The organism is Streptomyces sp. NPDC059355, from assembly GCF_042752335.1.
In the GTDB taxonomy this organism is placed as follows: domain Bacteria; phylum Actinomycetota; class Actinomycetes; order Streptomycetales; family Streptomycetaceae; genus Streptomyces.
In genome coordinates this window covers 14,834-28,008 of the sequence record NZ_JBHYXN010000023.1, presented here as the reverse complement: position 1 = coordinate 28,008, position 13,175 = coordinate 14,834, and the positions used below count along the sequence as shown (strand labels likewise).

Sequence of the window (13,175 nt, the reverse complement as noted above, 5' to 3'; positions counted from 1 at the left end):
CCGGTCCCGCTCCGGGCCCTTGTTGCGGGCTACTTCAGGCCCATCTCGTCGCACGCGGCCTTGTACTTGTCGGTGCAGATCTCGGAGACGGTGTAGATGCCGTCGTCGATCACGGTCGCCCTGATGTTGCTCTTGGTCAGCGCGATGCCCGGGACGAGCACCGACGGCACGCCCTTGCTGGTCGGGCTGTCGACGATCTGGTTGATGAGTCCGTCGATCTTCTCGCCCTGGGCGAGGGCGACGGCCATCTCCGCGGCGGCCGCGGCCTCGGGGGCGTAGCTCTTGTAGACGGTCATGTACTGCTCACCCGCGACGATGCGCTGCACGCCGGCGAGTTCCGCGTCCTGGCCGGTGACCGGGGGCAGGGGGCTCACCCCGGCCGCCTTGAGGGCGGTGATGATGCCGCCGGCCATGCCGTCGTTGGCGGAGTAGACGCCGACGATCCTTCCCTTGCCCAGCGCGGAGATCGCACCCGCCATGTTGCTGTTGGCGTTCTCCGGCTTCCACTCCTTGGTGTCGTACTCCTTGCCGATGGTCACCTTGCCGTCGAGGACGAAGTGCGCACCGGACTTGAAGCCCTTGGCGTTCGGGTCGGTCACCGAGCCGTTCATCATGACGATCTGGCCGGATCCGGCCTTGTCGCCGAGCGCCTCCAGCAGGGCCTTGGCCTGGACCTTGCCGACGTCCTCGTTGTCGAAGGAGGTGTAGGCGTCGATCGGGCCCTCGGCGAGGCGGTCGTAGGCGATGACCGGTATATGGGCGTCCTTGGCCTTCTTGACCGCGCCGGCAATGGCCTTCGCATCCACCGCGTCGATGATGAGGACATTCACCTTACGGGCGATCATCTGGTCGACCTGGGCGTTCTGGGCGGCCGCATCCTGCTTGGCATTGGCGTAGACCACTTCGCCCTTGTTACGCGTGAATTTGGCGATTTCCTTCTCGATCAGCGGCTTGTCGAACTTCTCGTAGCGCGCCGTCTGGTCCTCCGGGAGCAGCAGGCCGACCTTGATGGCCTCCCCCTTGGCGGAGCCGCCGGATCCCGCGCCGGCACCCTCCGTACTTCCGCAGGCGGCGAGCGAGACGGATGCCGCGGCAGCGGTGACGACAACGACAACCCGACCGAGATGCGTGTTCACGACGTAAACCTCCCTGAGCAGGCCGTGTCCGTGCGGCCGAGGTAGACGCAGTCAACTCGGCGCCGACACCTCCGTCAAGAAGTGAACTATTAACGAGATGGCAACGTTGCCATCACGCTCCGCTTTGGCGCAATTCGGCAATTGGCCTGCTTTTCCGCACAATTCTCACTGCCGTGAGAGTTCAAATCGTGAAGAGGTAAGAGCGACCAACGGGCAGGCCCGCCGCGTCGGTCTTCGCGAGGCCCGGGTCTTGCGCAATGCGTCCAGTGGACGCAAGATATGCGTCCACTGGACGCATCATCGAGTGAGGCGGGGCATGGACCGTATGACGGGCACCCACGGAAACGACGAGACGGATCTGGACGCCGGACCTGGGGAAGGTGGGAACGGGTGGCGCGGCAGCGCCTTCGTCCCCCGCCAGGAGAACCTCGAGCTGCCCCTGCCCCCCGCGTTCACCGACCCCGCGCAGGAGCGCGAGCACCGCAAGCAGCGGCTCGCCGGTGCCTGCCGCGTCTTCGGCCGCCTCGGCTTCTCCGAAGGGGTCGCGGGACACATCACCGTGCGGGACCCGGAGTACACCGACATGTTCTGGGTCAACCCGTTCGGCATGTCCTTCCGGCACGTCCGCGTCAGCGACCTGATCCTCGTCGACCACGAAGGACAGGTCCGCCACGGCAGGCGGCCCGTCAACCGGGCGGGATTCGTGATCCACTCCGCGATCCACGCAGCCCGTCCCGACGTGATCGCCGCCTGCCACGCCCACGCCGTCCACGGCAAGGCCTTCTCCAGCCTCGGGCGCCCGCTGGACCCGATCACCCAGGACGCGTGCGCCGTGTACGAACAGCACACCGTGCACCGGGACGGCGCCGGCGCCGTGGTGGTCGAGGAGGAGGCCGGCCGACAGCTCGCCGCGGGGCTCGGGCCTCACAAGGCCGTCATCCATCAGAACCACGGCATCTTCACCGTCGGCGAATCGGTCGACGAGGCGGCCTGGTGGTTCATCTCCATGGAGCGCAGCGCCCAGGCGCAGCTGCTGGCCGAGGCCGCGGGCACCCCGCACCTGATCGACCCCGAGTCCGCCCGGTACACCCGGGACCAGACCGGCTTCCCGCTCGCGGGGTGGTTCTCCTTCCAGCCGCTGTGGGACGAGATCGTCCGCACGGATCCCGACCTCTTCGAGTAGGCTCCGCCACCCATGACGTTCCAGCACGAAACCGATCCGGCCTCCGCGAAGGCCGGATCACCCGCCTGGTGGCAGGCTCGGTACGCCGAACGCGACCGGCGCAGGCCGCGCCAGGGCGGGCTGACGCTCGACCGGATCACGGCGGGCGCGCTCGAACTGGCCGACCAGGAGGGCCTGGAGGCGCTCACGATGCGCCGGCTCGGCGAGCGCCTCCAGGTCCGCCACACCTCCCTCTACCGGCACGTCGCGAGCCGGGAGGAGCTCCTGATCGAGACCGTCGACCACATGCTGGGCGAGATCCGGATGCCGGAACTGCGAGGAGACTGGCGGGCCGGGGTGGAGCGGGGGGCGCTGGAGTTCCGCCGGGTCCTCGCGGCGCACCCGGCGGTCGTCCCGCTGCTGACCGCCGGGCAATTGCTCGGCCCCAACGCCCTGCGGGCCCGTGAGCACGCCCTCGGACAGCTCCTCGCCCACGGGTGGGGGCCGCGGTCGGCCGTCCACGTCTACCTCACGGTCACCCACTTCGTGATCGGCGCCGCCGTGCTCGACTCCGGCGGCGCCGCCCGGACCGCCGGACAGCGCGCCGCGATGACCGAGTTGTTCGGCTCCCTCTCCCCGCTCACCCACCCGTCCGTCCACCGCCATGCCGAGCTGCTCAACTCCCCCGATCCCGAGGCGGAGTTCGAGTTCGGCCTGCGGACCCTGCTGTACGGGCTGGACCACCGGCACTCCGAGGAGGCTCACGCATGAGCGGCGAACGCGCCCTGCCGCCGCTGCACCGTTGGACCGAAGGCGGCAGTACGGCGCAGATCGGCGGGCACCGCGTCTTCGTACGCCAGGACGGGCCGCCGCAGGGCCCGCCCGTCACCCTCGTCCACGGGTTCCCGACCTCCTCCCACGACTGGGCCGCCGTGGTGCCGGTGCTCGCCGCGGCCGGACTGCGGGTGACGACGCTCGACCTGCTCGGTTTCGGGGAGAGCGACAAGCCCCGGCGCCACCGCTATTCGGTGCTCAGCCAGGCCTCGCTCGTCGAAGAGGTCTGGCGGCGGTGCGGAATCGGCGCCACGGCCGTGGTCGCGCATGACTACGGGGTGAGCGTCGGTCAGGAGCTGCTGGCCCGCGACCCGGCCCGCATCACCCGCATGGCCTGGCTGAACGGCGGCCTCTACCCCGATCTGCACCGCCCTGTGCCCATCCAGCGCCTGCTGCACGGCCCCCTCGGCCCACTCGTGGCGCCGTTCACCACCGAGCGCCGTTTCGGGGCGACCCTGCGCACCGTGCTGGGTCGGCCTCTCCATGACGGGGACCTGCACGATCTGTGGGTGTCCGCCTCCCGCGCCGACGGCCACCGCCTCGCCCCGCGCCTGCTGCGCTACATCGACGAGCGCCGTGTGCACCGTGTCCGGTGGGTCTCGGCACTGGAGGACTTCGCCGGGCCCACGCTGTTCGTGTGGGGCCCCGCCGACCCGATCAGCGGCGCCCACGTACTGGCCCGGATCCGGGTGCGCATGCCGGACGCCCGCGTCGTCGAGCTGACCGGCCCACCGGCCGTCGGGCACTACCCCCAGCTGGAAGACCCGGAGACGGTGGCGGCGGCCCTGGTCGGGTTCTTGGCGCCCTGAGGCGCCCGGCGGAACGACCGGAGCAACCGGAGCAACCGGATTCAGGGGTTGCGGGCCAGGGCCGCCGGGGCTCCGGCCGACTGGGCGCCTTCGGATTCGAGCGTCAGCCGGTCCGCGGACTCCATGGTCAGCACGTAGAGGTTGCCCTGGGGGCAGTCGAACGGGGCCTCCCGGTCGGTCGGGTGGCTGGTCACCGCCGCGAAGACCACCGTGCTCCCCTTGATCTGCTGGAGTTTGAGGGCCTCCGTGCAGCCCAGGTCCCGCCCGGAGCGGACCTCCTTGACGGTGCTGACCTGCTTGCCCACGATCTCGCCCGCTGCCCCGGCGTTCAGGGTGACCGTCACCGTGAACTCACCCGTCTTCGCCCGGGTGATCCCGTCCGCGTTCGGAGTCCCGGGTCCGATGCCGGACCACGTCCCGACCCAGCCCTGAGGCAACGCGCCGGCGGACGAGGACCCGGCGGTCGACGCCGAGGAGGAAGCAGACGCGGACACGGACGGCGGGGGCGAGGCGGCGGACCCGCCTCCATGACCGCCGCCACCGCCCTTCGACAGCACGATCGCGAGCGTGACGGCCGCCGCGACCGCGGCGGCGCCGGCGGCCGCGCCGATGACCAGGCGCCGCGGGGAGCCCGATCGGGTCCCCGTCCCTGTGTCGCTCCCCGGGGGCACCGGAGCGAACGGCGGTGGCGGGGGAACCGGCGCCGTGCCCCTCCCCGCCGGGGCGCCGGCCGGAGGGTGCGATGCGCTCAGCAGTCCCCGGAGCTCGGTCTGCCGGCGGCCGGCCTCCGCGACCAGGGCCTGCGGCACCGCCGCGCTCCAGTCCCCCTCCGCCGGCGCGCCGAGCCGTGCCCGGACCTCCTCGGCCGCGGGCCGAGCGGCCGGGTCCTTGGCCAGGCACTCCCCTACCAGGGCGAGGAGGGATCGCGGCACACCGTCCAGCACGGGCTCGTCGTGGACGATCCGGTACAGCAGGGCCGGCAGCGACAGCTCCTCGCCGCCCGCCAGGAACGGACTGCGGCCGGTCGCCGCGTACACGAGGACCGCGGCCAGCGAGAACACGTCGGCCGGCTCCTCCGCCACCGCACCGGTCGCCTGCTCCGGCGCGAGGAAGCCGGGAGTGCCGATGACCGCACCCGTCTGCGTGTGACGGGGGTCGCGTACGGCGCGGGCGATGCCGAAGTCGATGAGGAAGGGCCGCTCGGGGCCGAGCAGTACGTTCGCCGGCTTGATGTCGCGGTGTACGACTCCCACCGCCCGTACGCTCACCAGCGCGGCCGACAGCTCCCGGGCCAGGCACCGCACGGCCGGTTCCGGCAACGGCCCGTACGCGCGCACCCAGTCGCCGAGGGACGGCGCGGCGACGTACTCCGTCGCCAGCCATTGCGGCAGCACCCCGGGCGGGCTGAAGTCCACCACCGAGACCGTCCACGGGCTGCGTACCCGGTCGTTGGTGCGTATCTCCCGGGCGAATCGCTCGGCGAAGTCCGGCTCCAGGCTCAGCTCCCGGTGCACGGTCTTGAGGGCCAGCGGCCGGCCGGACGGGGTCCGGGCCAGGAACACCTCGCCCATTCCGCCCTCACCTAGCCGCGCCAGCAGGCGGTACCCGCCGATCTCCGGCAGGTCACCAGGCCGCAAAGACTCCACGGACTCCCCCGTCCCCCACGAACGTCGTGCCGGTCCGCGGCGAGCGGACCGTCCGGTGGGCCAACTTATCGGACGGGGGTGCACCGCGAGCGGTGCCCGGTCGGCTCGGCGGCCGCCGGACACCGCTCGCGGGATCAGGAGACGGTGACGAACTTCGCGATGCTGGGGACGCCTTGGGCGTCGAGGGCGAAGAGCATGTAGTTCCCCGGCAGGACCACACCCGTGTCCGCCGGTATGGACACCGTGTACGCGCCGGTTCCCGTGGCCGTGGAGGCGAGCGGGACCCGCCGCTGGTCGTTGTCCGTGGAGTGGGTCGCGGCCGCGGCCCGCATCAGGACGAACGACGCCACCGGAGCCTGGGTGCCGACCGTGAGCGTGGTGCCGGGGGCCGCCCTGGAGGGCACTCCCCCCGTGATGACGGGACGCGGCTTCGGCGATCCGTCCGCCTCCAGCAGGTACGGCGGGGTGAAGACGGCTCCGTCCGCGTGGTTGGTCGCGCAGTCGCCGCACAGGCCGCCGCCGCCCGAGAAGATCCGCCCGTCCGGCAGCAGGTTGGCCACGCTGTGGTAGTTGCGCGGGATGGCCATGGTGGCGAGCGGGGTGAAGCGGCCGGTCGCCGGGTCCCACAGTTCGGGGGCCAGCACCGAGGTGGCGTCGCTGAAGGGCACCGGATAGGCCTGTCCGCCGAAGACGGCCACCTTGCCGTCGGGCAGGACCACGCTGTTGCCGAAGGCGCGGGCGTGCTCCATGTCCCCGGTACGGGCGGCCTGTACCGTCTGGCCGCCCGAGATGCTCACGGTGTACGCGCGCTGCGTGGCCGGGGTCTTCTCGTACGCGGGCGAGCCGCCCAGGGTGAGCAGTTTGCCGATGTCGTACGCGACGGCGTTGCCGGTCATGGCGTCCTGGCTGTCGGCGCGGGTGCCGGCGGGGGTGATGCCGCCCTGGCCGCTGGTGGAGATCCAGTTCATCTGCTTGCTCGGGCCCAGCTGCAGTACCTTTCCACCCGAAGTGGCGTACAGCCACATGTGGTTGTCGGCCCGGTAGGGTCCGGCGGGGTCGGCGGTCAGCGCGGGGGCGGCGGTGGCTCCGGGGAGCTTGCGCCACGTACGGGTGTCCGGTGACCAGACCTCGCCGGCCTTGTCGGTGTTCGCGGTACCGCTCCAGGATCCGCCGAGGACGAAGGCCTCGCCGGTGGAGAGCAGGGTCATGGCCTGGTAGCCGCGGGCGATGTTCATGCTGGCGGTGGCGGACCATTCGTCCGTGGCCGGGTCGTAGATGCTCGCCTTCTCGGCGTTGCTCCCGCCGGTGACCAGTACGCGGCCGTCGGCCAGCATCGCTATGCCGGGGCAGAACATGTCGTGTCCGGTGTTGTCGATGCGGCGCTGGGTGACCTTGCCGGTCTTCAGGTCGAGGATCGCGGTCTGGGTGTAGCCGTTGCTTCCGCCGAAGCGGTCGACGGCGTACGCGGACCAGGCGAGCAGTTTGTCGCCGGGGAGGGCGGCGGTGGCGACGGGCACCAGCGGGAAGCCGGTGATGCGGTCCCAGGAGCCGTGGACGGCCGGGCTGGCCGGTCCGCTGAGGCGTATCTCGCCGGCCGATGTCCAGGGGCCGCGCCCGCCGGCCTCCGTGGTCACGGTCAGTCGTACGTAGCGCGCGGTCTCGGTACGGACGAAGGTGGCCGTCTTGACGGTGTCGTCGTCACGCCAGGTGCCCGCGGCGACCGGCGTGCCGAAGGCCGTGCCGTCGGTGCTGGTGGTGATGGTGTAGGAGCCGGCCCGGCCGTTGGCCCCGCCCAGGCGGGGGTGGTAGACGAGGGCGGAGACGGCCGTCGTGCGGTGCATGTCGATGGTGATGGCGTGCGGCAGGGGGGTCGGTGTGCCGGACCACTTGCTGTGCCAGATGGTGCCGGCGTTGCCGTCGAGCACGTTGGCCGCGCGGCCGTCCTCGCCGCCGGTCTCCTCGTCGCCGGCCGTGGCCGTCCAGCCGGACCGGGGCAGGTCCACGGTGGCCGCGGGGGTGCCGGGGTCGCCGAGCAGGTTGATCTCGGCGGCTGAGGTCCAGGGGCCGCGGCCGCCGGCCTCGGTGAGCGCGGTCAGCCGTACGAACCGGGCCCCCTGCGGGGCGAACCCGAGCGTCTTGGCGCTGCCGTCGTCCGCGAGCGTGCCCGTGGCGACGGGGCTCGCCGTGGCCCAGTCCTGTCCGTCCGCACTGACGCTGATGCTGTACTCGCCGACGCGGCCGTTGGCTCCGTCGGCGCGGGGGAGGTAGATCAGGGCGGAGACGACGGCGGTGCGGTGCATGTCGATGGTGATGGCGTGGGGCAGGGGGGCGGGGGTGCCGGACCACCTGCTGTGCCAGATGGTGCCGTTGTTGCCGTCGAGCACGTTGGCCGCGCGGCCGTTCTCGCCGCCGGTCTCCTCGTCACCGGCGGTGGCCGTCCAGCCGGTCCGGTCGAGGACCGGGGCCGTGGGCTCCATGGCGTTGGCGGGCGCGACGCCGTGGTGCGGCGACTGCTGCGCCGTCTGCTGGTCGAACGGGACGGGCGCGGGCCGCGGCCCGGGTGCCCGCCCGGCCGCCGCCGGCCCGCCGACCCCGAGCCACGGCGTCAGACCGATCAGCAGCGAGCCGAGGCCGAAGGCCATGAGCAGGTGTGAGCGGCGTAGGGCACGTGGAAAGGCGAGGAAGCGTCGCCTGTGCTGCAATCTGACCTCCGTGGGTGAACTGGTGCATACCCCACAGAACATAGGCCAGAACATCAGTAACTCGCCTGTGGTCAAGGCTAGTTGGCGCGAACCGGCGCCCCGTCCGCCTCGGCCCGGGGGGTGGCCCCGGCGGGGGCCGCTCCGGCTGCGGAAGATTTTTTCGAAGAAGGACCCATCCAAGGGCCTTGGTGCTCCGAAGTAGCGGCGAGACCCTCTCCGGGGCTCGCTTCACCCCCGTACGATCTGCGGCTCCCTCCTCCCCGGAGCCGCGGAACAGGAGCGAATGTGATTGCCAAGCGCACTGGTCGCCTCGTGGTACTCGCCGCCGGGCCCGCCGCCGTGTTCCTGACCCTCGGGCTTTCCTGCCCGGCTCTCGCCGCGGAGGGCGGGAAGGCGTACCAGATCGACCTCGCGCAGCTCAACGACTCCGGTTCCCGGGGTACGGCCATGCTGAGCATCAAGGGCACCCAGCTGACCGTGCAGATCCAGTCCGAGGGCATGGTGCCCGGACAGCCGTCCGCGCAGCACCTGCACGGCTCGACCAAGGGGCACGACTTCCAGTGCCCGGACGCCAGTGACGACACCAACCGCGACGGGGTCCTCAGCAACACCGAGGCCACCGTCGACTACGGCGACATCAACATCTCGCTCACGACGTCCGGGGACACCAAGGCGGCCAGCGGTCTCGCCGTGGACCAGATGCCCGTCGCCGACAAGCAGGGCAAGCTCTCGTACAAGCGGACGATCACCGTCTCGCAGGACGTGGTCGACCACATCAAGGACCTGCACATCGTGCAGCACGGCATAGACCGCAACCACAACGGCACGTACGACGTCCAGGGGGCCGGCAAGAGCGAGCTCGACCCGAAGCTGCCCCAGGAGGCGACGGCTCCGACCAACTGCGGCATGGTCATGGGCGCTTCGGTGGGTTCCCTTCCGGTCGGCGGCATCGAGACGGGCGGCGGCGCGCCGGAGAGCGCGACGATGCCGGCCGGGGCGGCAATCGCCGTATCCGCGGCGGCGGCCGGCGTCGCGCTCCTCGCGCGGCGGCGGATCGCGGCCGCCCGGGTCCGTACGGAGACTGAGGGTGCCGCCGCATGATTCCCAGCCGCATCATTCCCAGCCGGATGACCTCCCCGCGGACCGTGCGCCGCGCCCTGGGCTCCGCCGCCCTCGCCTGCGCCACGCTGCTCCTCGCAGGGTGCGGGGGGCAGGGCCCGGCAGCGCCCCCCGCCCCGGCGGGCAAGGCCGCCGGAAGCGTTCCCACCGCGGAGCCTTCCGCGGGCGGCCACCAGGCGTCGCCGAAGGCCGGGGCGCCGGCCCAGCCCGTCCTGGCCCGGTCGGAGCCGCAGAAGATCGCCATCCCCTCCCTGGGCCTGTCCAGCACCCTGGAGACGCTGCACCAGAACACGGACGGCAGCATGGAGACCCCGAAGAACCCCGGCCTCGCGGGCTGGTACGAGCCGGGCCCGACACCCGGCTCCCAGGGCCCGGCCGTGATCGCCGGCCATGTCACGTGGAACGGCGCGTCGGCCGTCTTCGAGAAGCTGAAGACGATGAAGGCCGGTGACACCATCAAGGTGACCCGGCGGGACGACAAGACGGCCACGTTCACGGTGGAGCGCGTCGCGGAGTACCCGAAGGCCGATTTCCCCACCCTCGAGGTGTACAAGAACCTCGACTACGCGGGCCTGCGCCTGGTCACCTGCGGCGGCGACTTCGACGCGAAGAAGCACTACTACGACAAGAACGTGGTCGTCTTCGCCCGCATGACGAGCAGCACGTGAGGACCCGGCTCCCCCCGCGCTGAGGTGGTACTGGCGATCGACTGTCGGAAGGCGGGTCCGACCGGGAGGCCGGGCGGGATCACCGAAGCCCCGAGCCCTCGGGTGGGCCCGCCACTTCCCGAATGGCCCTGCCCCCTGCGCCGGCGCACCCTGGGAAGGTGAAGACCGAAGGGCCCGCCACGGCCCGCGGTGGCATCGCGGGATTCCTCGAGAATCCCGTCATCGGCATGGCCCCGTGGATCATCTTCTCGCTGCTGGTCGGACCGGGCAGGTTCGAGATCGCGGTCCTGCTCGCCCTGGCGACGACGATCGTGCTGGTCGCGGCCGGCCGGATCATCAACCGGGGCAGCTCGTGGAAGCTGCTGGAAATCGCCGACCTGGTCTTCTTCGCGATCCTCGCCGTCATCGGCATCCTCGCGAACGACGACACGCGCCGGTGGCTGGAGACGTACGCAGGTGAGGTGTCCAACATCACCCTCTTCCTGATCGCCTTCGGCTCCATGGCGTTCCGCATGCCGTTCACCCTGCAGTACGCGCGGGAGCAGGTCGATCCGGCGTACTGGCACAGGCCCACGTTCCTCCGGACGAACTACGTCATCACCGGGGTGTGGGGGCTGGCGTTCCTGGTCGCCGCCCTCGCGGGCGCGTACGGCGACCTGGTGCTGCACAACCCGAACAACATCTGGACCGGATGGATCATCCAGATCCTGGCCATCGTGGCGGCCCTGCGCTTCACCGCCTGGTACCCGGACGTCGCACGCGCCCGGGCCCTGCGCGAGGCGGGCGAGCCCGGCCCGGAGCCGCCGCGCCTCTCCGGGCTGTTCGTACCCCTGGCCGGGCTGCTGGTGCCGATCGGGATCGCCGTCCTCATCTTCGACGGCAACGTGTGGTGGCTGGGCGTGGCCCTGATCGTCGTCGGAGGCACGCTCACGAAGCGCTTGACCGCACACCACTGACCGCGCCGGATCGGACGGGCCGCAGCGCGGGGCCGGGGCAGGACCGCGCAGCCGCCGCATCAGACGTGGGCGATCAGCGCGTACCTCTCGTCGGCAACGGGTCCGCCCCACAACTCGGCGTCACCGCTGAGTGGTTCGACGTGCAGGCGGGTGGCGAGGGGACGGACGGCGGCGGTCAGGTCCGCGGCGGTGACGCCGCCGTCCCACGGCAGGGACCCGGCTCCGGCCACGTACGGCGTGCCGGCCTGTCCGGCCTCCCGCCAGCGGCCCTCGACCAGCACCAGCCGGCCGCCCGGCCGCAGCCTGGCGACCCACGCGCGCAGCGAGGCCTCGGGGTCGGGCAGGGTCCACAGCAGGTGGCGGGAGAGTACGACGTCGTACCGCTCCTGCCCGGTCGGCGGGGCGGCGGCGTCGCCGACCAGGAACCGCGCCGCGCGACCCGCGGCCGCGAACTTGGCCTCGGCCTGCTCCACCATCCGCGGCGCCAGGTCCACGCTGGTGACGCGATGGCCGGCTTCGGCGAGCAGCAGCGACAGGGACCCGGTACCGCAGCCGACATCGAGCACGTCGGCCGGCGCGCGGGGCAGCCAGGACGACAGGAGCCGCGCCCACCCCGCCCGCGTGCGCTCCCGGCGCAGGCCGTGGTCCGGTTCCTCGTCGAAGGCGGCAGCGGCGCCGTTCAAGTACGCGCGGATGGCGGAGGCGGGATCAGCCGGGGGCTGCGGTACGGGATCAGGCGTGGCATCGGGCACGGCGTTCATCATGCCCCGCCGCACGCGGGGTCGGGGGGCGGAAGATGACTGGATCGCCGGGGTACGGTACGAAGTCCCTCGTGAACGATCAGATCCAGCCCCCGTCCCCGGCCCCGACCGTCCGCGTGTTCATCGCCCTCGCCCCGCCCGACGAGGCCAAGGAGGAACTGGCGGGGGAACTGCGGCCCGCCTACCGCGCGTACCCCGGCATGCGCTGGAACCGCATCGAGGACTGGCACATCACCCTGGCCTTCCTCGGCGAACTGCCGGTCGCCGCGGTCCCGCTCCTGCAGCCGCCGCTCGCCGCCCTCGCCGCGGCCCACCGGCCGCTGGAACTGGCACTGCGCGGCAGCGGCCACTTCGACCAACGGGTCCTGTGGAGCGGGATCGACGGGGAGATCGACGGGCTGCACCTGCTCACTTCGCAGGTCCGCACCGTCGTCAGGGAATGCGGCATCCCCTTCGAAGACCGGCCGCTGCGACCGCACTTGACGTTGGCCCGCGCCCGCCGCAGCGACCCGTCCAGCACGTCGGAGGTCGCCGCCACGCTCACCGGGTTCGCCGGCCTCACCTGGCCTGCCGAACGCCTCCACCTGGTCGGCAGCAACATAGGCCGCGGCCCCGGCCCGATCCATTACCGCGACATCCGGTCCTGGCAATTCACCGGCTCGCGCTGAACCCGTATGGAGTACTCGCCCGCCCGCCGTTCCGGAAAATAATCAATGAGTATGAACACGGACGATTTTACTTAACCGAGATCCTTAAAGCCGTGTCCGATGACGGCAATTTCGCGCCGATCGGACAAAACTGGTCCGCCGTCGAGAGCCAATACGCAATGTCACCGACGCAGCCTCAACCGGGACTGTTTCAGCAACGCAATGCGGAGGTATCACGATTGAGCCGTATCAGCACGGACAACCGAAAACGCTCCATCGACCGCTTGACGACCCGCCGTATCGCCTCAGTTCTCACGTTTTCCGTCATAATCTCCCTGGCCAGCTTCACCGGCCCCGCGGCCGAGGCCCAGGCGGCCTCACCGTACGGCGCCAAGGCCGTCGAAATCGCCGCATCCAAGCGGGGGGCACCCTACGTGTACGGAGCGGCGGGGCCGCGGGAATTCGATTGCTCGGGCCTCACGCTCTACGCCTTCCGAAAGGCCGGCCGGGTGCTTCCCCGCACCGCTGACGAGCAGTACGAACACACCCGTCACATCGGCCGGGTTCAGCGCGTACCGGGCGATCTCGTATTCTTCCCCGCGGGTGCGACCATAGGACATGTGGGAATCTACGCCGGTCACGACAAGATCTGGCACGCCCCGCGGCCGGGCACGCGCGTACGGCTCGAGCGCATCTGGAGCGGAAACGTCCGCTATGCCCGGGCCACGTGAGCGG

12 protein-coding genes are annotated in these 13,175 nt (G+C 71.4%); 8 read left to right on the top strand and 4 right to left on the bottom strand.

Annotated elements, in window-relative coordinates; all coding sequences use genetic code 11:
- Positions 1 to 29 precede the first annotated feature (29 nt).
- Positions 30 to 1,136, bottom strand: coding sequence for a substrate-binding domain-containing protein (locus tag ACFXGI_RS22020; RefSeq protein ID WP_384709195.1), 1,107 nt, complete (start codon positions 1,134 to 1,136; stop codon positions 30 to 32).
- 316 nt (positions 1,137 to 1,452) lie between these two features.
- Between ACFXGI_RS22020 and ACFXGI_RS22015 the strand changes: the two genes are divergently transcribed.
- Genes ACFXGI_RS22015 through ACFXGI_RS22005 form a run of 3 tightly spaced genes read left to right on the top strand, consistent with a single transcriptional unit; the run spans position 1,453 to position 3,941 of the window.
- On the top strand, positions 1,453 to 2,319 hold the full coding sequence (locus tag ACFXGI_RS22015; protein WP_384709192.1) for a class II aldolase/adducin family protein: 867 nt from the start codon (positions 1,453 to 1,455) through the stop codon (positions 2,317 to 2,319).
- A 12-nt stretch (positions 2,320 to 2,331) separates the two neighbouring features.
- A complete protein-coding gene (locus ACFXGI_RS22010; protein ID WP_384709189.1) occupies positions 2,332 to 3,069 on the top strand; it encodes a TetR/AcrR family transcriptional regulator in 738 nt (245 codons plus the stop codon).
- On the top strand, positions 3,066 to 3,941 hold the full coding sequence (locus tag ACFXGI_RS22005) for an alpha/beta fold hydrolase (RefSeq protein WP_384709186.1): 876 nt from the start codon (positions 3,066 to 3,068) through the stop codon (positions 3,939 to 3,941). Before ACFXGI_RS22010 ends, ACFXGI_RS22005 begins: the two co-directional genes overlap by 4 nt.
- A gap of 41 nt (positions 3,942 to 3,982) precedes the next feature.
- Here the strand turns inward: ACFXGI_RS22005 and ACFXGI_RS22000 are convergent, their stop codons facing one another.
- Both ACFXGI_RS22000 and ACFXGI_RS21995 read right to left on the bottom strand, forming a co-directional pair.
- A complete protein-coding gene (locus tag ACFXGI_RS22000; RefSeq protein WP_384709183.1) occupies positions 3,983 to 5,587 on the bottom strand; it encodes a serine/threonine-protein kinase in 1,605 nt (534 codons plus the stop codon).
- Between the two features lie 134 nt (positions 5,588 to 5,721).
- Positions 5,722 to 8,229, bottom strand: a complete 2,508-nt coding sequence (locus ACFXGI_RS21995; protein ID WP_384709180.1) for a discoidin domain-containing protein — start codon at positions 8,227 to 8,229, stop codon at positions 5,722 to 5,724.
- Between the two features lie 345 nt (positions 8,230 to 8,574).
- Between ACFXGI_RS21995 and ACFXGI_RS21990 the strand changes: the two genes are divergently transcribed.
- From ACFXGI_RS21990 to ACFXGI_RS21980, 3 genes are all read left to right on the top strand, one after another.
- Positions 8,575 to 9,390: a hypothetical protein gene (locus ACFXGI_RS21990; RefSeq protein WP_384709177.1), complete on the top strand. Its 816-nt coding sequence runs from the start codon at positions 8,575 to 8,577 to the stop codon at positions 9,388 to 9,390.
- Entirely contained in the window at positions 9,387 to 10,076 is a 690-nt protein-coding gene (locus ACFXGI_RS21985) for a class F sortase (RefSeq protein WP_384709174.1), read from the top strand. The genes ACFXGI_RS21990 and ACFXGI_RS21985 overlap by 4 nt, the downstream gene beginning before the upstream one ends.
- 158 nt (positions 10,077 to 10,234) lie before the next feature.
- Positions 10,235 to 11,032 carry a hypothetical protein gene (locus ACFXGI_RS21980; RefSeq protein ID WP_384709171.1) on the top strand — a complete coding sequence of 266 codons (798 nt, stop codon included), beginning with the start codon at positions 10,235 to 10,237 and terminating at the stop codon, positions 11,030 to 11,032.
- 59 nt (positions 11,033 to 11,091) lie between these two features.
- Here ACFXGI_RS21980 and ACFXGI_RS21975 read toward each other — a convergent pair whose 3' ends face one another.
- A complete protein-coding gene (locus ACFXGI_RS21975) occupies positions 11,092 to 11,793 on the bottom strand; it encodes a class I SAM-dependent methyltransferase (RefSeq protein WP_384709450.1) in 702 nt (233 codons plus the stop codon).
- Between the two features lie 71 nt (positions 11,794 to 11,864).
- Here ACFXGI_RS21975 and thpR point away from each other — a divergent pair, with 71 nt between their 5' ends.
- Both thpR and ACFXGI_RS21965 read left to right on the top strand, forming a co-directional pair.
- The gene (gene thpR, locus ACFXGI_RS21970) at positions 11,865 to 12,461 is read left to right on the top strand and encodes an RNA 2',3'-cyclic phosphodiesterase (protein WP_384709168.1); all 597 of its coding nucleotides are present in this window, start codon (positions 11,865 to 11,867) and stop codon (positions 12,459 to 12,461) included.
- Between the two features lie 278 nt (positions 12,462 to 12,739).
- Positions 12,740 to 13,171, top strand: coding sequence for a C40 family peptidase (locus ACFXGI_RS21965; RefSeq protein WP_384709447.1), 432 nt, complete (start codon positions 12,740 to 12,742; stop codon positions 13,169 to 13,171).
- The last annotated feature ends 4 nt before the right edge of the window (positions 13,172 to 13,175 follow it).